Raw genomic sequence first — 20,261 nt, 5'->3', positions numbered from 1 at the left:
GGACCGACAGGACGGAGACAGCGAGCATGCAGCAGCGATTCGACGGGAAGGTCGCCGTCGTCACGGGAGCCGGTTCCGGCATCGGTGAAGCGACGGCACGGCGCTTCGTCGCCGAAGGGGCGAGGGTGGTCCTGACCGATTCGGTTCCCGACAAGATCGACGCAGTCGTCGCTTCCCTGCCGGAGGGACGGGCGGCGGCGGTACCTGCGGACTCCTCCGACTTCGGGCAGGTGGAGGTCATGGTGCAGGAGACCGTCGGGCGGTACGGGCGCCTCGACATCCTCGTCAACAACGCCGGCACCATCACCCAGGGAACCGTTCAGGACACCAGCGTGGACGACTGGCACCGCGTGATCGAGACGGACCTCTCCGGCGTGTTCTACGGCACCAAGGCGGCCCTCGGGCGCGGCGGCCTGCCGGAGGAGGTGGCCGCCGCCATCCTCTTCCTCGCAAGCGAGGACGCGCGCTTCATCACCGGCGTCGTCCTTCCCGTGGACGGCGGGACGATGGCGAGCAACGGCCAGCCGGCACAGGCCTGAACCACGGCGGTGAAGTACCGCCGGTGAAGTACCGCCGGTGAGGTACCGCCGGTGAAGTACCGCTGGTGAAGTACCGCTGGTGAAGTACCGCTAGAGCAGTGCTGCGAGGGAGCGGCCCACGGTACGGCCCGTGAAGATGCAGCCACCGAGGAAAGTCCCTTCGAGGGCGTTGTACCCGTGCGCGCCTCCCCCGCCGAAACCGGCGGCCTCCCCGGCGGCGTAGAGCCCGCGGATCGGGTTCCCCGCCGTGTCGAAGGCCCTCTTTGTCAGGTCCGTCTGGATGCCGCCGAGGGTCTTCCTTGTGATGACATGCAGCTTCACGGCGATCAGGGGCCCCGCGGCGGGATCGAGGATCTTGTGGGGACTCGCCGTCCGCGTGAGCCTGTCCCCGAGGAACCTGCGGGAATTGTGGATGCCCATGACCTGCAGGTCCTTGGAATAGGGGTTGTCCAGCTCCGCGTCGCGTTGCCGGATCTGCCGCTCGATGAGGTCGCGATCCAGCAGGGCGGTGTCGGTGAGGGCGTTCATCCCGGCCACGAGGCCGGTCAGGCCGTCGGCGACGACGAAGTCCTCGCCGTTCTTCTTGAACGCCTCGACGGGCGGCGGCGCACCCCGCCCGAGCCTGCTCCTCAGCAGCAGTCCCACGTCCCGGTTCGTGAGGTCGGGGTTCTGCTCCGACCCCGACAGCGCGAACTCCTTCTCGATCATCTTCTGGGTCAGGATGAACCACGAATGGTCGTACTGCGCGATGTCGGGGGTGTTCCGGAGGATCGTCAGCGTGCCGATGGTGTCGTATCCGGGCAGGCCCGGGGCGGGCAGGCGCCGCCCGAGCGCATCGAGCCACAGGGAGGACGGACCGGGCAGGATCCGGATGCCGTGCTGCGGCCAGACCGGGTCCCAGTTCCGCACGCCCTCCGTGTAGTGCCACATCCGGTCGCGGTTGACGAGCCGGACTCCGGCAGCGGCGGCGATGTCCAGCATCCTGCCGTCCACGTGCTGCGGGACGCCGGTGATCATGCCCGACGGCGGTGTGCCGAGGCGTGCGGGCCACCACCGGCGGACCTGCTCATGGTTGCCGCCGATCCCGCCGCTGGCGATCACCACGGCCTGCGCCCGCAGCTCGAAGCCGCCGACCGCCTGCCGGCTCGAAGGGACCCCGCGCCCGGCGTCGTCCGCAGCCAGGACCGTCCCGTGCACGCCGGTGACGGTGTCCCCGTCCAGGATGAGTCCGTCGACCTGGTGGCGGAAGAAGAAGGTCAGGGAGCCTTCCTCCGCGGCCGCCCGGGCCCTGTCGGCGAAGGGCTCCGAGATGCCCGTCCCCGTGCCCCACGGCACGTGGAACCGGGGGACGGAGTTGCCGTGCCCGGCCGCCGTACCGCTGCCGCGCTCGGCCCACCCCACCAGGGGCGTGAACCTCACGCCCTGCTCCTCGAGCCACGGGCGCTTGTCCCCGGCGGCGAACTCGACGTAGGCCCGGCCCCACTGCGCCGCCCATTCGTCCTCGGGCAGGTACCCGTCGAGGCGGTCCCACGCCGCCGATCCCTGCCAGTCCTGCCAGGCGAGGTCGAAGGAGTCCCGGACACGGAGGCGCCGCTGCATGGGCGTGTCGACCAGGAAGAGGCCGCCGAAGGACCAGAACGCCTGCCCGCCGAGGTTCCGGGCGTTCTCCTGCTCCACGATGGCGACCTTTTTGCCCGCACGGATGAGCTCGTTGCCGGCAACGAGACCGGCGAGTCCCGCACCGATGATGAGAACGTCAGCGTCCATGAAGTGCTCTCCGAAGATGGATGGGGCGTCAGCGCCGTTTTCCGCGCGAACCGGAAGGACGTGCCGCCTTCCCGGGCGGCGAGGGCTTCCTGTTCTCCTTCTGCCCCTTCGCTTCCCCAGCGGCGGCCTTCTTCGCGGCCGCCTTCTGCGATGCGCTCTTCTTGGGCGCCTCGCGCTGGGAGGGCTGCCGGGAACTCTGGGCCGTGCGTCCGCGGACGATGCCGATGAACTCCTCGACGTCATCGGACTCGTCCTCCATCCGCCAGGCGATACCGATCGTCGTCGTCGGCAGGCCCGGGACGGGACGGTGTACGGCGTCCTTCCGCGCATGGAGGCGTGCGAGGGACATCGGCAGGACGACCACACCCGCGCCGGACGCGGCCACCTCGACGGCCGTCTTCGGGCCGCCGCACTCCGCGACGTCGAGCAGGCCCTCGAGTTCCTCGAGCGGGACGTCGTCGTAGAGCGACAGCTCGTTGTCCCGTGACATCACCGCCACGGGCTGTTCCTCGTAGAGGGGAATCAGGTGGAGCCCTGCGCGGTCCACCGGGAGCCGGACGAAGACGACGTCGTCGGAGCCGTCCCGCAGTGCCGCCAGGGCGTCGTCGTCATGCTGCCGGAGCTCGAGGGGCACCTCCGGGTGGCGTTCGCGCCACCGCGCCACCCACTTGCCCGGCGTCACGCCCGGCACGAAGCCGACGGACAGGGTTCTGGGCTGGTCGGTGGGCACCTGATCACAGTAGCGCCTGTCCGGAACCGTTGAGCCGGAACCGTTGAGCCGTGACCGTTAAGCTTGGACAATGACTCCCGCGAAAACTCCCCAGACACTGAAACCCGCCACCGCGGCCAAGAAACTGGGAATCTACCTGCCCGCAGCTCCCCAGGACTTCCAGGAGACCGAGCTGACGCGCGCCGAGTTCAACGAACTGCAGCAGACCCCGCCGGAGTGGCTCGCCGACCTGCGCCGCAACGGCCCGCACCCGCGCCCCGTCGTCGCGCAGAAGCTCGGGATCTCCATCAGCGGATTGGCGCGCGGAGGCGTCACGGATCCCCTGACCAGCGAGCAGATCACCGCTCTGCTGCAGGATCCGCCCGCCTGGCTGGTGGCGGAGCGTGCCACGCAGGCCGCCGTCCGCGCCGAGGCCGCGCGGGTGAAGGAACGCGAGGCCGCACGCAAGACACCGGACGCCTGACACCCGGGAAACGACGGCGGCAGGTGCAGCGCTGCGCCTGCCGGCGGGCACGATCCGGGGCCGCACCTACCAGAAAAAGGCCGCATTCCAGCGGCATTCAAGCCGCACCGCGTTGATTGACTTAATCGAACACGTATTCGAATATTGACGAGTGACGCCTCCAGCTGCCGGCCCTTCCCTCGGACGGGAGCCTTCCTCCTCCGGCGAGACGGTCCCGGAACCCGCCGGTCGCCGCGGAACCTCACCAGCCGACGTCACCCTCGGCCTCCAGGCCCGCATCAACAGCATGCAGGCCAGCACCCTCGATTCGCGCAGGCTGCCCACGGTCCCGGCCCTCGCCCGGATCCTGCCCGGCGGCGGCCTCCAGTCCGGGGGCTCCTACACGGTCCGGAACTCTCCGGCCCTCGCCATGGCCCTCCTCGCCGGTCCTTCCTCGGCAGGTCTGTGGTGCAGCGTCATCGGCGTGCCGGACTTCGGCGTGGAAGCGGCACAGGGCTTCGGGATCAACCTCCAACGCCTCATCCTGATCCCCGATCCCGGATCCCAATGGCTCACCGTCACGGCAGCCCTCGTGGATGTCGTCCCGGTCATCCTGACCCGTGCCCCGGAGCACCTGGCGCCCACCGAATGGGCCCGGCTCAAGGCACGGCTGCGCCAGCGTGGTGCCGCACTGATCACCCTCGGCGCCTGGAAGCAGAGCGATTCCACGCTCGGGGTGGCCGAGAGCGCCTGGGAGGGCCTCGGTGCAGGAACGGGCCACCTGACAGCGCGCCGCATGAAGATCACCGCGACGCAGCCCTCCGGACGGCTCCGCCACGCCTACGTGGGACTGGCGGACCTGCAGGCCACCGCCCCTGGAACAGCGTCCCAGGGAGCCCTCCTGCCCGAGGGACTCCAGCCCGGCACCGCTCCCGGCAACGCTTCCACCGCCCTGTTCGGACCACGGCTGGCGAGATCCTCGTGACGTCCCTGCCCGCACCCGCGGAGCCCGCCACCAGGATCCTGATGCTCTGGTGCCCGGACTGGCCCATCACCGCCGCGCTGCGCGAACACGCACTGCCCGCCGACACGGCGCTCGTCCTGGTGGACCGCGGCGAGGTCTTCGCCTGCTCTCCCGCAGCACGGCAGGACGGCGTGAAGAGGGGCCTGCGCATCCGGGAGGCACAGGCCCGCAGCACGGGGCTCGTGTCCCTGCCCTACGATCCCTCGCTCGATGAACGCACCTTCGAACCCGTGACCGCGGCCGTGGAGACCATTCTGCCCGGCGTCCAGGTTCTCCGGCCGGGGCTGTGCGCCCTCAAGGTCAAGGGACCTGCGCGCTACTACGGCAGCGAGGGCAGGGCCGCGGACGTCATCTTCCGGACCCTCGCGGCCATCGGCCTCACCGATGTGCGCATCGGTATCGCCGACGGCCCGTTCGCCGCCGAGCAGGCAGCCAGGGCCACGGACCAGGATCCCGACGCCGACCGGCTGGTCGTCATCCCACCCGGCCGCTCGCCGTGGTTCCTCGGCAGCTACCCCCTGGAAGTCCTCGAACAGCCCCGGCTCACCGTGCTGCTCAAGCGCCTCGGCATCCGTTCCCTCGGTGATTTCGCGGCACTCAAGGCCTCCGACGTCCGTAACCGCTTCGGCATCGAGGGCGCCCTCGCGCACCGCCAGGCGAGCGGACTCGACCACCGGGACGTCGTCGCCCGGAAACCGCCGCCCCACCTCGACACGGCAACGGACTTCGAGCCGCCCCTCGCCCGCATCGACCAGCTCGCGTTCGCCTTCCGCACACCCGCGGGCGAATTCGTCGACACCCTGCGGGCGGCAGGGCTGGTGTGCACAGCACTGCACGTCTCGCTGCACACGGAGTCGGGCGAGGTGTCCGAGCGCCGGTGGCAGCACCCACGCTGGTTCGACGCCGACGACATCGTGGACCGCGTGCGGTGGCAGCTCCAGGGCACCTCTGCCTCCGATCACGGTCTCACCTCCGGCATCACGCGGGTCCACGTGGCGCCCGACATCGTCGAGGACCTCAGCGATCATGCGGACGGTCTCTGGGGAACGGGCCCGGACGAGGGCATCCACCACGGCCTGGCCCGCGTGCAGAGCATGCTGGGCCACGGCGCCGTCCTCACCGCGATCATCGCCGGCGGGCGGCTCCTCGCGGACCGCCGCGTCGTCATCCCCTGGGGGGATCCGTCGCCTGCGAAGGCGCCCGGAAAGGACCGCGACCAGCCCTGGCCCGGCCGCCTGCCCGGCCCGGCGCCGGCCACCGTGTTCGCCAACCCCGTGCCCGCCACCGTCGTCGACTCCCGCGGCAATCCGGTCGACGTGGATCCCCGCGGCCTCCTGAGCGCCGACCCCGCCTTCTTTCGTGCGGGGCCCGACGACGGCCGGAGGCCCGTGCACTCCTGGGCCGGTCCCTGGCCGATCAACGAGCGGTGGTGGGACCCCACGGGACGCGTGCTCAACCGCTTCCAGCTCGTGGACCAGTCCGGATCGGCCTGGCTGCTGCTCCTCGAGAACCATGCCTGGTGGGTGGAGGCCGGCTACGACTGACACCCGTGCCCGGCAGCTCGGCCGGCACCCGCACTGACAATTCCAGGACATCCAGACAGGGAGGGACGCCATGGGCTGGAACAATCCGCCGATCCCGTGGTCGGACTTCGAACGGAACCTGTCCGGTTCCACCCGGCCCGGGGCACCACCCCCCGGCGCCGACGGCGGGGACAGCCCCGCCTGGTCGCGGAAACGCCAGCCCTACACCCCTCCGGCGGCCGCTCCGGCCCCCGAGGGGCCCGTGGTGCCCTACGCGGAACTCCACGTCCACTCCAACTTCAGCTTCCTCGACGGTGCATCCAGTCCCGAGCACCTCGCCGAGGAGGCCCAGCGCCTCGGTCTCACCGGCATGGCGCTCACCGACCACGACGGACTGTACGGAGTGGTCCACTTCGCGGAAGCCGCCGAGAAGTACCCCGGCTTCTCGACGATGTACGGCACCGAGCTCTCCCTCGGTCTGTCCAGACCGCAGAACGGTGAAGCCGACCCGGAGGGCCGGCACCTCCTCGTCATCGCCCGGGGATCGGCGGGCTACCATCGGTTGTCCACGGCCATCACCGAAGCCCAGCTCGACGCCGATGCGGAGAAGGGCAAACCCCGCTACGACCTCGAGAGCCTCTCCGGGCACGCCCAGGGCCAGTGGATGATCCTCTCGGGCTGCCGGAAGGGGACGGTGCGCTCGGCACTCGTCGCGGACGGGGCATCCGCCGCCGAGGCGGAGCTCCGCACGCTCGTCGAGCTGTTCGGCAGGGATTCGGTCGCCGTCGAACTCATCGACCAGGGCAACCCCCTGGACACCGCGCACAATGACGCCCTGGCCGCCGTCGCCGCACGCCTCGCGCTGCCGACCGTGGCCACCAACAACGTGCACTACGCGACCCCGAAGCAGCATCGGCTCGCCTCCGCCCTGGCCGCGGTCCGGGCCCGCAGGAGCCTGGACCAGATGGATGGCTGGCTTCCCGCCGCGGGAGCCGCCCACCTGCGCAGCGGTGCCGAGATGGCGCGGCGGTTCCGGGACTATCCCGGAGCCGTGGAGCGCACCGTGGACCTCGCCGCAGATCTCTCCTTCACCCTCCGCAGCGTCCGCCCCGGCCTGCCGAACCTCGACCTGCCGGAAGGCCACACGCAGATGAGCTACCTCCGCGAGCTCGTCTGGCAGGGGGCGGACAAGCTCTACGGCGGCCGGACCGATGTGCGCGAGCGCATCGAACGTGAACTGGAGGTGATCGAGAGCAAGAACTTCCCGGGGTACTTCCTGATCGTCCACGACCTCGTGCACTACGCGCGGCGCAACGGGATCCTGTGCCAGGGACGGGGATCCGCGGCCAACTCGGCGGTCTGCTACCTGCTGGAGATCACCGCCGTGGACTCCATCAAGTACCAGCTTCCCTTCGAGCGGTTCCTCTCCAGCATGCGCGACGAGGAACCGGACATCGACGTGGACTTCGACTCGGACCGGCGTGAGGAGGTCATCCAGTACGTCTACCGCAAGTACGGGCGTTTCAATGCGGCGCAGGTCGCCAACGTCATCACCTACCGGCCCAAGTTCGCGGTGCGCGACATGGCGAAGGCCCTGGGCCACAGCCCGGGCCAGCAGGACGCCTGGTCGCGGCAGATCGAGCGGTGGGGCGGGCTCGTCTCCAGCAGCGACCACGACATCCCCGCCTCCGTGGTCGAATTGGCCCAGGAGGTCCTGAAGTTCCCGCGGCATCTGGGCATCCACTCGGGCGGCATGGTGCTGACGGACCGGCCCGTCGGGGAAGTATGCCCGATCGAGCATGGGCGGATGGACGGTAGGACGGTCCTCCAGTGGGACAAGGACGACTGCGCCTGGATGGGGCTGGTGAAGTTCGACCTGCTGGGCCTCGGCATCCTCGCCGCCATCCAGTACAACTTCGACCTCGTGGAACGGCACTTCGGGGAGAAGTGGGAGCTGCACACCATCCCGAAGGAGGAGCAGGGCGTGTACGACATGCTGTGCTTCGCCGATTCGGTGGGCGTCTTCCAGGTGGAGAGCCGCGCCCAGATGGGCATGCTCCCCCGGCTGCAGCCCCGCCAGTTCTACGACCTCGTCATCGAGGTGGCCCTCGTACGGCCCGGACCCATCCAGGGCGGAGCCGTGCACCCCTACATCAAACGGAAGATGGGCGAGGAGGAGGTCCGGTACCTCCACCCCGACCTGAAGCCGGTCCTCGAGCGGACCCTCGGCGTACCGCTCTTCCAGGAGCAGCTCATGCAGATGGCCATGGTGGTGGGCGGCTGCACCGGTGCGGACGCAGACCTGCTGCGCCGGGCCATGGGATCCAAGCGGGGTGAGGAGCGGATCGATTCGCTGAAGGCCAAGCTGTACCAGGGGATGGAGGCCAACGGGATCACCGGCGAGGTGGCCGACACCATCTACAACAAGATCCATGCGTTCGCGAACTTCGGGTTCGCGGAGAGCCACTCGATCAGCTTCGCGCTGCTGGTCTACGTCAGCGCCTGGCTGAGGCTGCACTATCCCGGCGCGTTCCTCGCAGCCCTGCTGCGCGCCCAGCCCATGGGGTTCTACTCACCGCAGACCCTCGTGGCGGACGCCCGGCGGCACGGCGCCATCGTCCTGCGGCCCGACATCCTGCACTCCGGGGTCCACGCCGACCTCGAACCACTCGAGGGCTACGACCCTCCCGCCGATCCCCGGCGCCGCGCCACGGGGATGGACTGCTGCATCGAGGACGAGCAGCCGCCGGTGGGCTACTTCGACCAGGACACCCCCTTCGATTCGACACCCCACCGCCGCGACGGCAACTATGCGGTGCGGCTCGGGCTCGCCAGTGTCGAATCGCTCGGGACAAAGCTCGCGGAGAGGATCGTCGCCGAGCGGGAACGGAACGGACCCTACGAGGACATGCCGGACCTGGCGCGGCGGACGGGCGTCAATGCCGGGCAGCTCGAGGCGCTGGCGGCGGCGGGCGCCTTCGACTCGATGGGACTGAGCAGGCGGGAAGCGCTGTGGAATGCCGGGCCCGCGTCCACCGAGCGCGAGGGCCAGATCAAGGGGACCGCCGTGTACATCCAGCCGCCGCTGATGCCCGAACTCTCGGACATCGACAAGGTCGGGTCCGACCTGTGGTCCACCGGGATCACCCCGGACGACCATCCGGTACGCCACGCCAGGAGCAGACTGGAACGCCGTGGGGCACTGACGGCGCTGGACCTGAGGACGGCGGAGTCCGGCCGGCGGGTCGAGGTGGGCGGAGTCGTGACGCACCGGCAGAGACCGGCGACGGCCAGCGGCATCACGTTCATGAACCTGGAGGACGAGACGGGACTGGTGAACGTCATCTGCTCGGTGGGGGTCTGGCAGCGCTACCGCCGCGTGGCGCGGGAGGCGAGCAGCGTGATCGTGCGGGGCGTCCTCGAACGGTCCTCCGAGGGAATCGTGAACCTCGTGGCGGACCGCATCGAGGTCCTCCACCTGAAGGCCACCACCAGGTCCCGCGATTTCCGCTGACACGACCGGACGGCGAGGCGCGGAACCGGGGCGCGGCTGGTCCAGGCCGGGTTCCCCGGGGAACCGGGCAGACGACGAAGGGCCCCCGCTGGGCGGAGGCCCTTCGTCGTCGTGCACTGTGCGCGAGGGGGGATTTGAACCCCCACACCCTTTCGGATACTGGCACCTGAAGCCAGCGCGTCTGCCGTTCCGCCACTCGCGCATTTCGAGATTCCAACTCCGTGCGCCAGGCGCAGGCGTTGTGAACAGCAGAAATAAGCATAGCGGAGCATCACCGCAATTACCTAAACGCGGGTTCCGGCGGTCCGATGGCGCCCTGGGGCAGGCTGCCGCCACCGGCGATCGTTAGGACAAAGTAATCCTGGGAATGCCCCCTTGGAGCTCATTTCCAGAGGCTCCCAGTAGTATCGGAGGGAACATGCCCGGCCGGACATTGCCGTCTCCAGGACCGGGAGAAGCCCTGCAGCATCCCGCTGGCGGGGCCCGAAACCACAGTGGGACAGGGGAGGAGGCGGACGATGGGCATTCTCGACAACGTGGAGCGCGGACTCGAAAAGCTGGTCCGGAGCGCCTTCACCACGGGCTCGCGCTCACAGGTGCAGCCCCTCGAGATCGCCACTGCCCTCCGCAAGGAGCTGGACAACCGCTCGCTCGTCCTCTCGCAGGGCCGGACGCTCGCACCCAATGTCTTCACGGCCCGCCTCTCCGATTCCGACTTCGAGCTCGCCCAGCACTGGGGATCCGCCCTGGCCGAGGAGCTCTGCGACGTGGTCATCGCCCACGTCAACAGCCAGCAGTACAGCCTGCAGGGGCCGGTGCGCGTGTCCTTCGAACACGATCCCGAGCTGAAGGCGGGTGTGTTCGAGATCGATTCGTCGATCGAGAAGCAGGTTGCCGCGCGCCGCCCTGCCGGCCCGGTAGCGCCCGCAGCACCGCGCAGCCAGCCCACGCGCTACCAGCCGGTCCTCGAGATCGACGGCCGGCGCTATTCGATCCATTCCGGGTCCATCATCCTCGGCCGCTCATCGGAGGCGGACATCCCCGTCGACGACACCGGGGTCTCGCGGCGGCATCTGGAGATCCGCATGGAGGACGGCAGGATCTACGCGGTCGACCTCGGGTCGACCAACGGCAGCTTCGTGAACGGGCAGCGCGTCCACGGGCAGGCCGAGCTGACGGACGGCTCCATGATCACCATGGGGCGCTCACGCCTGACCTTCCGCCTGGTGCCCACACAGGACGGGGGCCAGCGATGAGCGAGGCCGGAGAACTGACCGTCACGATCCTGCGCTTCGGCTTCCTGATCCTGCTGTGGATCCTCGTGCTCAGCACCGTCGGGGCGCTGCGCCGCGATCTCCTGGTGGGTAGCCGCACCAAGGCCGGTACGGCCAGCCCGCGCAACAGACCCGATGCCCACGAAGAGCCCGCACCGGTGCGGGCAGCCGCCCGACGACTGGTGGTCACGGAGGGCCCCCTGTCCGGGACCTCACTGGACCTCGCGGCGAGTCCGGTCCTCCTCGGTCGCGCCCAGGAGGCCACCCTCGTGCTCGAGGACGACTACGCCTCCGGCCGCCACGCACGGCTGTTCCCGCAGGGCAGCCGCTGGTTCATCGAGGATCTGGGCTCGACGAACGGGACCTACCTCGGCGGTACCCAGCTCACGCGTGCCCTGCCCGTCGAACCGGGCATCCCCATCCGGATCGGTAAGACGGTCATCGAATTGAGGCCGTAGGCGTGCGGCTCGTCCTGAGGTTCGCTGCCCGCTCCGACGTGGGCATGGTGCGGGCGAAGAATGACGACTCCGCCTACGTGGGCCGGTACCTCGCCGTCGTCGCCGACGGCATGGGCGGACACGCGGGCGGCAACGTCGCCTCCGCCTCCACCGTCCTGGACCTGGTCCATCTCGATCACAGCGGGCACGGCGGCCATGCTGCCACCCACCTGGCGGACGAGATCCAGACCGCGAACTCACTGCTCTCCGAACTCGTCGGAACCAACCCGCAGCTGGCGGGCATGGGCACCACGGTGACGGCCCTCCTGCTGGAGGAGTCGAAGCTGCAGCTCGCACACATCGGTGACTCACGTGCCTATCGGCTGAAGAACGGCGTCTTCGAGCAGATCACCACGGACCACACCTTCGTGCAGCGCCTCATCGACGAGGGCCGGCTCACTCCCGAGGAAGCGGAGGTCCACCCGCACAAGAACGTGCTGATGCGTGTCCTCGGCGACGTCGACGCGAGTCCGGAACTGGATCTCGACTCCTTCGACGCCGAGCCCGGTGAGCGCTGGCTGCTGTGCTCGGACGGCCTCAATGCGGTCCTGAACGAGCGCGTGGTGGAGCAGGTCATGCGCGAGACGACGGACATCCGGGCGTGCGTCGACACCCTCGTCGACCTGACCCTCGCCGGGGGCTCGCCGGACAACATCACCATCGTCGTCGTCGAGGTCGTGGAAGCGGACGACGACGACGCACCGCCGCCGTCCATCCCCCCTGCCTGGCAGGCAGCGGGCGAACGGGACGGACCGAGCGCGAACGGGGCGGACGCCGTCTCGCACCAGGTCGACGACAACGGCGACCTTCCCGGCACCGCCATCCGCGCCGACGTCATCCGCGAGGACCTGCTGACAAGGCCTCACATGCTGGTGGGGTCGGCGGCCCTGGCGACCGAGACCGGACAGATCCCCATCGTGACGCAGCGGTCCACCGAGCGGCGCGCGGCGATGATGCTGACCCACAAGGGCGACAGCCAGCCGGCCGACCCCGATGCCGGGGACGAGAGGCCCACGCGCAGGCGGCGCTGGCTCGTGCCCGCATTCCTGTCGCTCATGGGCCTCATCCTGATCGCCGTCCTGGGCCTGGGCTACACCTGGACGCAGACGCGCTACTACGTCGCCGAAGCGGACCACCGCGTGGCGATCTACACGGGCGTGCCCCAGAAGGTCGGGCCCATCAGCCTGAGTGAGCTGTACGAGACCACGGACATCCCCGTCTCGAACCTGCCCGAGTACCAGCGCTCCCAGCTCGTGGACACCCTTCCCGCCGCCAGCCTCGACGAGGCCCAGCGCATCGTGGGGAACCTTCGCAGCGAACTGCGGGCGGTCTCCTGCGATCCCGGAACGGGGGCGACCTCCTCGCCGAGCCCCTCCGTCCGCAGCACTCCCAGCCCCACGTCCCGCCCCACGTCCGGCAGCACGCCGAGCCCCAGCAGTTCCGCGTCCCCCGTGCCGCGGACCTCGGCCGCGGCGGGCGTTCCCTCCGCACGTGCGACCCCCTCACCGGGTCCCCGCACGACAGCGGGTCCGAGTGCTTCCGCTCCACCGGGTGCGTCCGCGACGTCCAGCGCCTCGTCCGGTGCGGATCCGACCCCCGCCCCCAGTCCTTCGTCCCCTGCCACCGACTGTGGAGGTGCAGCAAATGAGTGATGTCCTGACGGTCCCCCGGTCGCGGCGCAACATCGAGTTCGTCCTGCTGCTGCTCGCCCTCGCCGTGGCGATGAGTGCCAACTACCTGGCGGGCACAGGCCGCGAGGAGCCCTTCGCCGACCACTTCTGGTTCCAGGCGACCACCCTCGGAGGGATGGGCCTTCTCATCCACGTCATCCTGCGCTTCCGGGCGAAGTATGCGGATCCGGTGATACTCCCCATCGTCGTCGCGCTGAACGGGATCGGCCTGGCGATGATCCACCGTCTCGACCTGTCGGCCATCCTGGTCAATCCCGACTATCCGCCCGTGGCACCACAGCAGGTCACGTGGACGGCCGTGGCGATCGGAGCGGCGGCGGTCCTCCTGATCGTCCTGCGCGACCACCGGATCCTCCTCCGCTTCACCTACATCTCGCTGATCGTCAGCGCCCTCCTGCTCCTGCTTCCCCTCACGCCGCTCGGTCTCGAGATCAACGGGGCGCGCATCTGGATCTCGGTGGGCATCGGCACCTTCCAGCCGGGGGAGATCGCGAAGATCACGCTCGCAATATTCTTTGCGGGGTATCTGTCGACGAACCGCGACCTCATCCTGCTGGCGGGCAAGAAGATCGGCCCGCTGCAACTGCCCCGCTTCCGGGACCTGGCACCGATGGCCGCTGCCTGGCTGGTCAGCATCGGAGTCCTGATCTTCCAGCGCGACCTCGGGTCGTCGATCCTCTTCTTCGGCCTCTTCATGGTGATGATCTACGTGGCGACGAGCCGGGTCAGCTGGGTGCTGATCGGCCTGGCGATGATCGGCGTCGGCGTCTTCGTCGCCCTGGAACTGTTCAGCCATGTGGCACTGCGCTTCGACTCCTGGATCAACGCCTTCGCGCCCGAGGTGTACAACAGGGCACCCGGCGGCAGCGCGCAGGTGGTGCAGGGACTGTTCGGCCTGGCCAATGGTGGCCTCGTGGGAACGGGACTGGGCGAAGGCCGGCCCGACCTCGTGACCTATGCCAACAGCGACATGATCATTGCGGCGCTGGGCGAGGAACTCGGACTGATCGGCGTCGTCGCCATCGTGATGCTCTACGTGATCCTCGTATCGCGGGGCATCCGGGCGGCGCTGGGGACCAAGGACGGTTTCGGCAAGCTCCTCGCCTGCGGCCTCTCCTTCACCATCGCGCTGCAGTGCTTCGTGGTGATCGGGGGAATCACGCGCCTGATCCCCCTCACGGGACTGACCACGCCGTTCATGTCCGCCGGTGGATCGTCGCTGCTGGCGAACTGGCTGATCGTGGCCCTGATCCTGCTCATCTCGGAGACCGCGCGTCGACCGGCGCCGACAGCCCCCATGAAGGACTCGTTCCCCGAAGCGCTCGGCATGAACGGTAAACCCGTGAAGAAGAGGACCGCGAAGGAGGCCACCCGATGAACCAGGCCATCCGCAGTGCGTGGGTCGTCGCCATCGGCATGTTCGCCCTCGTCCTCGGCTCCCTCACCTACGTGCAGTTCTTCCAGGCACAGGCACTGAATGCGAACCCCTGGAACAGTCGACAGCTGTTCCAGGACTTCGGCCGGCAGCGCGGGGCGATCCTCGTGGACGGCCGGGCCATCGCGGAGTCCGTGCCGTCGCAGGACCAGTTCAACTACCAGCGCGTGTACAACGAACCCGAACTGTATGCACACCTGACGGGGTACTACTCCCTGTCGCTGGGATCCACCCAGCTCGAGGACAGGGAATCGGACATCCTCTCCGGCACCAGCAGCTCGCTGTTCTACGACCGGGTCGTCGGACTCTTCTCAGGCGTCGACTCGGAGGGCGCGTCCGTGGAGCTGACCATCGATCCCGAGATCCAGCAGCTCGCCTCGGACCTCATCCCCGACGATCAGCGGGGTTCGATCGTGGTCATGGAGCCCTCGACGGGCAACATCCTCGCGATGGTCTCGAAGCCGACCTACGATCCCAACCTCCTGTCCGGGCATGACACGGGCGTCATCGAGGAGAACGTCGCCGCGCTCTCCGAACAGCCAGGCCTCTCCATCTACTCGAATCCCGCGACGGAGTCCCTGGTGGCCCCGGGCTCCGTCTTCAAGCTCATCGACGCAGCAGCCGCACTCGAGTCGGGCAAGTACGACGCCGACTCGGTGATCCCGAACCCGCCGGCGCTCGAGTTCCCCGGCATCGAGTACTCCCTGCCGAACTACGTCACGGGAGGATGCATCAGCAGGACGACGGCGGACCTGGAGTTCGCGCTCGAGCAGTCCTGCAACACACCCTTCGCGCAGATCGCCCTGGACCTCGGTGAGGAAGCCATCCAGGAGCAGGCGGCGAAATTCGGGTTCGGCGAGGAGCTGTCCATCCCCACCCGGGTCATCGCGAGTTCCTTCCCGTCGGACCTGACCGATCCCGAGCTCGCGCAGTCCGCGGTCGGGCAGTTCGACACGCGCGTGACGCCGCTCCAGATGGCCATGGTGACCTCGGCCATCGCCAATGACGGGCAGCAGATGAAACCCCAGCTCGTGAAGTCGATCCGGGCGGCGGACCTCCAGCTGATCGAGTCCCCCCAGCCCGAGGTGCTGCGCGAGTCGGTCAGTCCGGAGACGGCGAACCAGCTCACCGACTGGATGGTCAACGTGGTGGACAACGGTACGGCGACCGGCGCCCAGGTGCCGGGCGTCGAGGTCGCCGGCAAGACAGGAACGGCTGAGGTCTCCGAGACCGGCGACAATGCCTGGTTCACGGGTTTCGCCCCCGCCGACGATCCGCAGGTAGCGATCTCCATCGTGATGGAGAACGTGGACATCCCCACCGGTCAGCAATTGACCTCACCCAGTGCCAAGCGACTTATAGAGGCGGTGTTGAACAGATGAGGCCCACGTCAGGAATCACCCTGGGCGGCAGGTTCGAACTGACCGAGCGCATCGCGATCGGCGGTATGGGCGAGGTCTGGAAGGCGCGGGACCAGATCCTGGGCCGGATCGTGGCGATCAAGATCCTCAAGGAGGAGTATTCGGGCGACCCGGCGTTCCTGAACCGCTTCCGCGCGGAGGCGCGCCACACGGCGCTGCTCAACCACGAGGGGATCGCCAACGTCTTCGACTACGGCGAGGAGGGCGGTTCCGCCTACCTCGTCATGGAGCTCGTCCCCGGGCAGCCCCTGTCCGCCGTGATCGAGAAGGAGCAGGTGCTCTCGCCCGACCGGACGCTCTCGATCATGGGCCAGACCGCCCTCGCCCTCGCCGTGGCACACCGGCAGGGACTCGTCCACCGCGACGTGAAGCCGGGCAACATCCTCGTGATGCCCGACGGCCGGGTCAAGATCACCGATTTCGGCATCGCCCGGTTGGCCGATCAGGTGCCGCTCACGGCCACGGGCCAGGTCATGGGAACGGCCCAGTACCTCGCGCCCGAGCAGGCCACAGGCCAGCCGGCCACGGGGTCCTCCGACATCTACGCGCTGGGCGTCATCGGATACGAGCTCCTCGCCGGGCGCCGCCCGTTCTCCGGCGAGTCCCAGATCGCGATCGCCCTCGCCCAGGTCAACGACGCCCCGCCACCCCTGCCCGAGACCATCCCGCGCCCCGTACGCGCGCTGGTCGGATCCATGCTCGCCAAGGATCCTGCCGACAGGCCGCGGGACGCTGAGAGCCTCGCGCGCGCTGTCGACGCCATCCGTGCGGGCAACATCCGGGCCGCGGAAGCAGCGGTGCCCGGGATGCTCGCCTTCGGGACGGGCGCGGACGCGGCGACGACCGCCGTTCCCCGCCAGGACACCCAGGCGACGACGGCGGTCCCCGCACCGAAGACATCCGCCCTTCCCAGGGTCGCGGCACCCGCCGCCGGTGCCGCCGCCGGGATCGCGGCCTCCCGGGACTGGTCGGAGGAGGACATCGACGCCACCGAGCCTTCCCAGCCGTACCGCCGCGAGGAGGATCGGCGGAGCCCCTGGCTGATCCCGCTCATCGTCCTGCTCCTGCTCGCACTGGCTGCCATCGCCTTCCTGATCTTCCAGCCGCTGCTGACCGGAGACGATGCCGACAACGTTCCGGCCGCATCGAGTACCCCGGCCAGCGCGACGCCCTCTCCGTCCGACACCCCCAGCCCATCGCCCTCCACCACCTCCTCGTCCCCGTCCCCGTCCCCGTCGCCGACGCCGTCACCCACCACCGCCGAGGCTGACGAAGGCACTGTCATCTCGCCGGCCGAATACCTTGGTCTTCCCCTGGAAGAGGCCCGAGCAAAGCTGATTGCGCTCGATTTCGGAGTAAACGTGGTGGAACGGTCTTCCGAGAAGGAACCGGGAACCGTCATCGACATCAACCCGAGTGGGGCGCAACCACCCGGAACTACGATCACACTGACCGCATCAACCGGTCCCGAGCAGGTCACCGTGCCCGCGGGTCTGCAGGGACAGGATGCCGCCGAGGTCGAGCGGATCCTCGTGGAGCTCGGGTTGCGACCCCTGAATGTGGGTTCCGAGGAGTCGGACCAGCCCGAGGGGACCGTACTTCGTGTCGATCCCGGGCCGGGTGCAGTACTTGCGCCGGGAACCCAGGTGAACTACGTCGTGTCCTCGGGCCCGCCCGCCACCGAGGCGCCGACCAGTCCGTCGGAGCCGACCCCCGCGTCGGAGCCCACGGGGACGGCGACCTCCGGGTCATGATCCGCCCGCAGCGCACGTGCCGGAAGGGCCCGGAGTGATGACCGCGGAGCGCGTCCTGAACGGACGGTACGAGGTTCGTGAACTGATCGGCCGTGGAGGCATGGCCGATGTACACCTCGGACGCGACCTCCTGCTCGGGCGGTCAGTGGCGATCAAGGTGCTGCGCCAGGACCTTGCCCGCGATCCCCTCTTCCAGTCGCGGTTCCGGCGTGAAGCCCAGGCCGTGGCGGGCCTCAACAACCCCAATATCGTCGCGGTCTACGACACCGGGGAGGAAGAGATCCCGGACAGGCCACAGCACGAGGTCAGGGTCCCGTTCATCGTGATGGAGTACGTCGAGGGACGCACGCTGCGTGACCACGTCAAGGCCGGGGACCTGACACCCGAGGACAGCGTGACCTACCTCGCCGGGGTCCTGGACGCGCTGGCTTACAGCCACAAGGCCGGCATCGTCCACCGGGACATCAAGCCGGCCAACGTGATGATCACCCCGGACGGCGCCGTCAAGGTCATGGACTTCGGCATCGCCCGCGCCCTGGCGGACTCGCAGGCCACCATGACACAGACCCAGGCGGTCCTGGGCACGGCGCAGTACCTCTCACCCGAGCAGGCCCGCGGGGAGACGGTGGACGCCCGCAGCGACCTGTATTCGGCGGGATGCCTCCTGTTCGAACTGCTCACGGGCCGCCCGCCGTTCATCGGGGACAGTCCGGTGTCCGTGGCCTACCAGCACGTGAGGGAAGAACCTCCCATCGCCAGCACCCTCGCTCCGGCCGTCACGCCCGCCCTGGACTCCGTCCTCGCCAGGGCGCTGCGGAAGGACCGCGAACACCGGTTCCAGGACGCAGCGTCCTTCCGTCGGGCCCTGCTCGACGCTGCCCGCGGTGTCGTCCTCGCGGACGCCGCAGGGGCACCCACCGAGGCGATGGACGTCACCGCGCCCCGGACGCGTGCAGCGTCGGTCGGTGCGACAGCGATTGGCACCACGTACCATTCGCAGGCCCACACCGGAGGCCGGCTGGCGGCGGACCAGTCCCTTCCCTCCGGACAGGAGGACGACGACGGTCGTCTGGACCTCCTGGGGAACGGCACCGAGCGGGACCGGCAGCACGACCAGCACCGGAGATCGTCCCGTGCTGCCTGGCTCACGGTCTTCCTCGTGGCGGTGCTGCTCGTCCTCGCCGGAGGCTATGTGGTCCTGGACAACCTCCCGGACAGCCGGCCGGTCCAGGAGGTGGCGACCGTCGACGTTCCCGATGTGGTGTCCATGACCGAGGCGGATGCGACCGATGCGATCGTGGACGCCGGGCTGGTCCCCTCCACGGACGAGGAGTACAACGCGTCGGTGGAGGCCGGAGACGTCATCAGTTCCGACCCTTCGGCGGGAGCATCCGTGGAGACGGAGTCCCGCGTGAACATCACCGTCTCGCTGGGCCCCGCCAACGTGGTGCTACCCGACGAGCTCTCGGGACTCACGGAGTCCTCGGCGCGGGACGCGCTGGAGGACCTCGGGCTGAAAGGCGGCGAGGTCACGGAGGAGACCAGCGCCGAGGTCGCGGAAGGCCGGGTCATCACGACCAATCCCCAGGCGGGGCAGTCCGTGCCCGTCGGCACGTCGGTGGACCTGGTGCTGTCCAACGGCAAGGTGACCGTGCCGCTGCTCACCGACCTGACCGTCCTGCAGGCCGAGGCATTGCTGGCCGATCCCGCCGTCCAACTGCCGTTCTCCGTCCGCGAGGTCGAGAACAGCGTGGTGACACCGGGGATCGTGACGGCGCAGTCGTCGCCCGCACGGTCGCAGGTGGATCAGGGAACGGAGATCGTGCTCTCGGTGGCGAAGGCACCCACGCAGCCACCGGTGCAGGAGCCCACCCAGGAGCCGTCCCCGGAACCCACGCAGGAGACCGCCCCGGAACCCAAGCCGGAACCCTCCCGGACACCGGGCGGCCGGCCCGCCGAGGGGACGGGGAACCAGCCCACGCCGGGACCCACGAAAGGGAACAGCTAGCGCGCGATGAGCGGGCTGAGTCCTGCCGCCTTGGCTGCAGCACCCGTGAGGCCGAGCGATTCGAGCCAGTTTCCCAGCATCTGGTAGCCGCCCTCCGTCAGGACCGACTCGGGATGGAACTGGACGCCGCACAGGGGCGCGGTCTTGTGCTCGAGGCCCATGATGATGCCACTGGCGGTGCGTGCGGTGACCGTGAGGTCGGCTGGAATGTCATCGCTCACGGCTGCGAGCGAGTGGTACCGCGTGGCCGTGACCGGCGACGGCAACCCGGCGAAGACGCTTGTCGCATCGTGTTCCACCAGGGAGGTCTTGCCGTGCATGAGTTCGGGTGCGTGCGTCACCCGTCCGCCATAGGCCTCCGCCAGCGCCTGGTGTCCGAGGCAGACTCCGAGCATGGGCTTCGCATGCTCGCCGCACCACCGGATGAGGTCGATGCACACGCCGGCCTCGGCCGGCGTGCCCGGGCCGGGGGAGATCAGCACGCCGTCGCGCGATGCGGCCATGTCCTCGGCCTCCGCGAGGGTCATGTCGTCGTTACGGACCACGGTCGTCTCGGCGCCGAGTTCCTGCAGGTAACCGACCAGGGTGTAGACGAAGCTGTCGTAGTTGTCGACGACGAGGATTCGGGTGGTGTCAGCCATG

General features: G+C 69.2%; 15 protein-coding genes and 1 tRNA gene. 12 read left to right on the top strand and 4 right to left on the bottom strand.

Annotated elements, in window-relative coordinates; translation table 11 throughout:
* Positions 1 to 26: 26 nt before the first annotated feature.
* On the top strand, positions 27 to 539 hold the full coding sequence (locus ACX80J_RS06220) for an SDR family NAD(P)-dependent oxidoreductase (protein WP_459347190.1): 513 nt from the start codon (positions 27 to 29) through the stop codon (positions 537 to 539).
* 90 nt (positions 540 to 629) lie between these two features.
* On the opposite strand, the gene ACX80J_RS06215 is transcribed toward ACX80J_RS06220, so the two are convergent.
* Complete coding sequence (locus ACX80J_RS06215) at positions 630 to 2,306, bottom strand: FAD-binding dehydrogenase (RefSeq protein ID WP_459347189.1); 1,677 nt, start codon at positions 2,304 to 2,306, stop codon at positions 630 to 632.
* Positions 2,307 to 2,334: 28 nt separating this feature from the next.
* Positions 2,335 to 3,036, bottom strand: a complete 702-nt coding sequence (locus tag ACX80J_RS06210; protein ID WP_459344179.1) for a LysR family transcriptional regulator substrate-binding protein — start codon at positions 3,034 to 3,036, stop codon at positions 2,335 to 2,337.
* Positions 3,037 to 3,106: 70 nt separating this feature from the next.
* On the opposite strand from ACX80J_RS06210, the gene ACX80J_RS06205 reads away from it, so the two are divergent.
* From ACX80J_RS06205 to ACX80J_RS06190, 4 genes are all read left to right on the top strand, one after another.
* Positions 3,107 to 3,499: a DUF5997 family protein gene (locus tag ACX80J_RS06205; protein WP_459347188.1), complete on the top strand. Its 393-nt coding sequence runs from the start codon at positions 3,107 to 3,109 to the stop codon at positions 3,497 to 3,499.
* A 151-nt stretch (positions 3,500 to 3,650) separates the two neighbouring features.
* Positions 3,651 to 4,463, top strand: a complete 813-nt coding sequence (locus ACX80J_RS06200; RefSeq protein WP_459347187.1) for a hypothetical protein — start codon at positions 3,651 to 3,653, stop codon at positions 4,461 to 4,463.
* Positions 4,460 to 6,046, top strand: coding sequence for a DNA polymerase Y family protein (locus tag ACX80J_RS06195; RefSeq protein WP_459347186.1), 1,587 nt, complete (start codon positions 4,460 to 4,462; stop codon positions 6,044 to 6,046). Before ACX80J_RS06200 ends, ACX80J_RS06195 begins: the two co-directional genes overlap by 4 nt.
* A 70-nt stretch (positions 6,047 to 6,116) precedes the next feature.
* Complete coding sequence (locus ACX80J_RS06190) at positions 6,117 to 9,539, top strand: error-prone DNA polymerase (protein ID WP_459347185.1); 3,423 nt, start codon at positions 6,117 to 6,119, stop codon at positions 9,537 to 9,539.
* A gap of 119 nt (positions 9,540 to 9,658) precedes the next feature.
* Here the strand turns inward: ACX80J_RS06190 and ACX80J_RS06185 are convergent.
* Positions 9,659 to 9,741 (bottom strand) — tRNA-Leu (locus tag ACX80J_RS06185).
* 316 nt (positions 9,742 to 10,057) lie between these two features.
* Between ACX80J_RS06185 and ACX80J_RS06180 the strand changes: the two genes are divergently transcribed.
* From ACX80J_RS06180 to pknB, 7 genes are read left to right on the top strand one after another with little or no spacing between them, the layout of a single operon-like run.
* Positions 10,058 to 10,795: an FhaA domain-containing protein gene (locus ACX80J_RS06180; RefSeq protein WP_459344174.1), complete on the top strand. Its 738-nt coding sequence runs from the start codon at positions 10,058 to 10,060 to the stop codon at positions 10,793 to 10,795.
* Positions 10,792 to 11,271, top strand: a complete 480-nt coding sequence (locus ACX80J_RS06175; RefSeq protein WP_459347184.1) for an FHA domain-containing protein FhaB/FipA — start codon at positions 10,792 to 10,794, stop codon at positions 11,269 to 11,271. The genes ACX80J_RS06180 and ACX80J_RS06175 overlap by 4 nt, the downstream gene beginning before the upstream one ends.
* A 44-nt stretch (positions 11,272 to 11,315) precedes the next feature.
* The gene (locus ACX80J_RS06170) at positions 11,316 to 12,962 is read left to right on the top strand and encodes a PP2C family protein-serine/threonine phosphatase (RefSeq protein WP_459347447.1); all 1,647 of its coding nucleotides are present in this window, start codon (positions 11,316 to 11,318) and stop codon (positions 12,960 to 12,962) included.
* Positions 12,955 to 14,379, top strand: coding sequence for an FtsW/RodA/SpoVE family cell cycle protein (locus tag ACX80J_RS06165; protein ID WP_459347183.1), 1,425 nt, complete (start codon positions 12,955 to 12,957; stop codon positions 14,377 to 14,379). The genes ACX80J_RS06170 and ACX80J_RS06165 overlap by 8 nt, the downstream gene beginning before the upstream one ends.
* Positions 14,376 to 15,818: a peptidoglycan D,D-transpeptidase FtsI family protein gene (locus tag ACX80J_RS06160; RefSeq protein WP_459344171.1), complete on the top strand. Its 1,443-nt coding sequence runs from the start codon at positions 14,376 to 14,378 to the stop codon at positions 15,816 to 15,818. The genes ACX80J_RS06165 and ACX80J_RS06160 overlap by 4 nt, the downstream gene beginning before the upstream one ends.
* Positions 15,815 to 17,611: a protein kinase domain-containing protein gene (locus ACX80J_RS06155; protein ID WP_459347182.1), complete on the top strand. Its 1,797-nt coding sequence runs from the start codon at positions 15,815 to 15,817 to the stop codon at positions 17,609 to 17,611. Before ACX80J_RS06160 ends, ACX80J_RS06155 begins: the two co-directional genes overlap by 4 nt.
* Positions 17,612 to 17,648: 37 nt before the next feature.
* Complete coding sequence (gene pknB / locus ACX80J_RS06150; RefSeq protein WP_459344169.1) at positions 17,649 to 19,619, top strand: Stk1 family PASTA domain-containing Ser/Thr kinase; 1,971 nt, start codon at positions 17,649 to 17,651, stop codon at positions 19,617 to 19,619.
* Here the strand turns inward: pknB and ACX80J_RS06145 are convergent.
* A complete protein-coding gene (locus ACX80J_RS06145) occupies positions 19,616 to 20,260 on the bottom strand; it encodes an aminodeoxychorismate/anthranilate synthase component II (protein ID WP_459347181.1) in 645 nt (214 codons plus the stop codon). The two genes, pknB and ACX80J_RS06145, sit on opposite strands and share 4 nt — an antisense overlap.
* Between the last annotated feature and the right edge of the window lies 1 nt (position 20,261).

It is taken from the genome of Arthrobacter rhamnosi, from assembly GCF_054510975.1.
Note: the sequence above shows the minus strand (reverse complement) of the source record. Positions and strands in the feature narration are given on the sequence as shown.

Coding starts and splice junctions, on each gene's coding strand:
- ACX80J_RS06220 (WP_459347190.1), top strand. CDS start 27: ATGCAGCAGCGATTCGACGGGAAGGTCGCCGTCGTCACGGGAGCCGGT.
- ACX80J_RS06215 (WP_459347189.1), bottom strand. CDS start 2,306: ATGGACGCTGACGTTCTCATCATCGGTGCGGGACTCGCCGGTCTCGTT.
- ACX80J_RS06205 (WP_459347188.1), top strand. CDS start 3,107: ATGACTCCCGCGAAAACTCCCCAGACACTGAAACCCGCCACCGCGGCC.
- ACX80J_RS06190 (WP_459347185.1), top strand. CDS start 6,117: ATGGGCTGGAACAATCCGCCGATCCCGTGGTCGGACTTCGAACGGAAC.
- ACX80J_RS06180 (WP_459344174.1), top strand. CDS start 10,058: ATGGGCATTCTCGACAACGTGGAGCGCGGACTCGAAAAGCTGGTCCGG.
- ACX80J_RS06175 (WP_459347184.1), top strand. CDS start 10,792: ATGAGCGAGGCCGGAGAACTGACCGTCACGATCCTGCGCTTCGGCTTC.
- ACX80J_RS06170 (WP_459347447.1), top strand. CDS start 11,316: ATGGTGCGGGCGAAGAATGACGACTCCGCCTACGTGGGCCGGTACCTC.
- ACX80J_RS06165 (WP_459347183.1), top strand. CDS start 12,955: ATGAGTGATGTCCTGACGGTCCCCCGGTCGCGGCGCAACATCGAGTTC.
- ACX80J_RS06160 (WP_459344171.1), top strand. CDS start 14,376: ATGAACCAGGCCATCCGCAGTGCGTGGGTCGTCGCCATCGGCATGTTC.
- ACX80J_RS06155 (WP_459347182.1), top strand. CDS start 15,815: ATGAGGCCCACGTCAGGAATCACCCTGGGCGGCAGGTTCGAACTGACC.
- pknB (WP_459344169.1), top strand. CDS start 17,649: ATGACCGCGGAGCGCGTCCTGAACGGACGGTACGAGGTTCGTGAACTG.
- ACX80J_RS06145 (WP_459347181.1), bottom strand. CDS start 20,260: ATGGCTGACACCACCCGAATCCTCGTCGTCGACAACTACGACAGCTTC.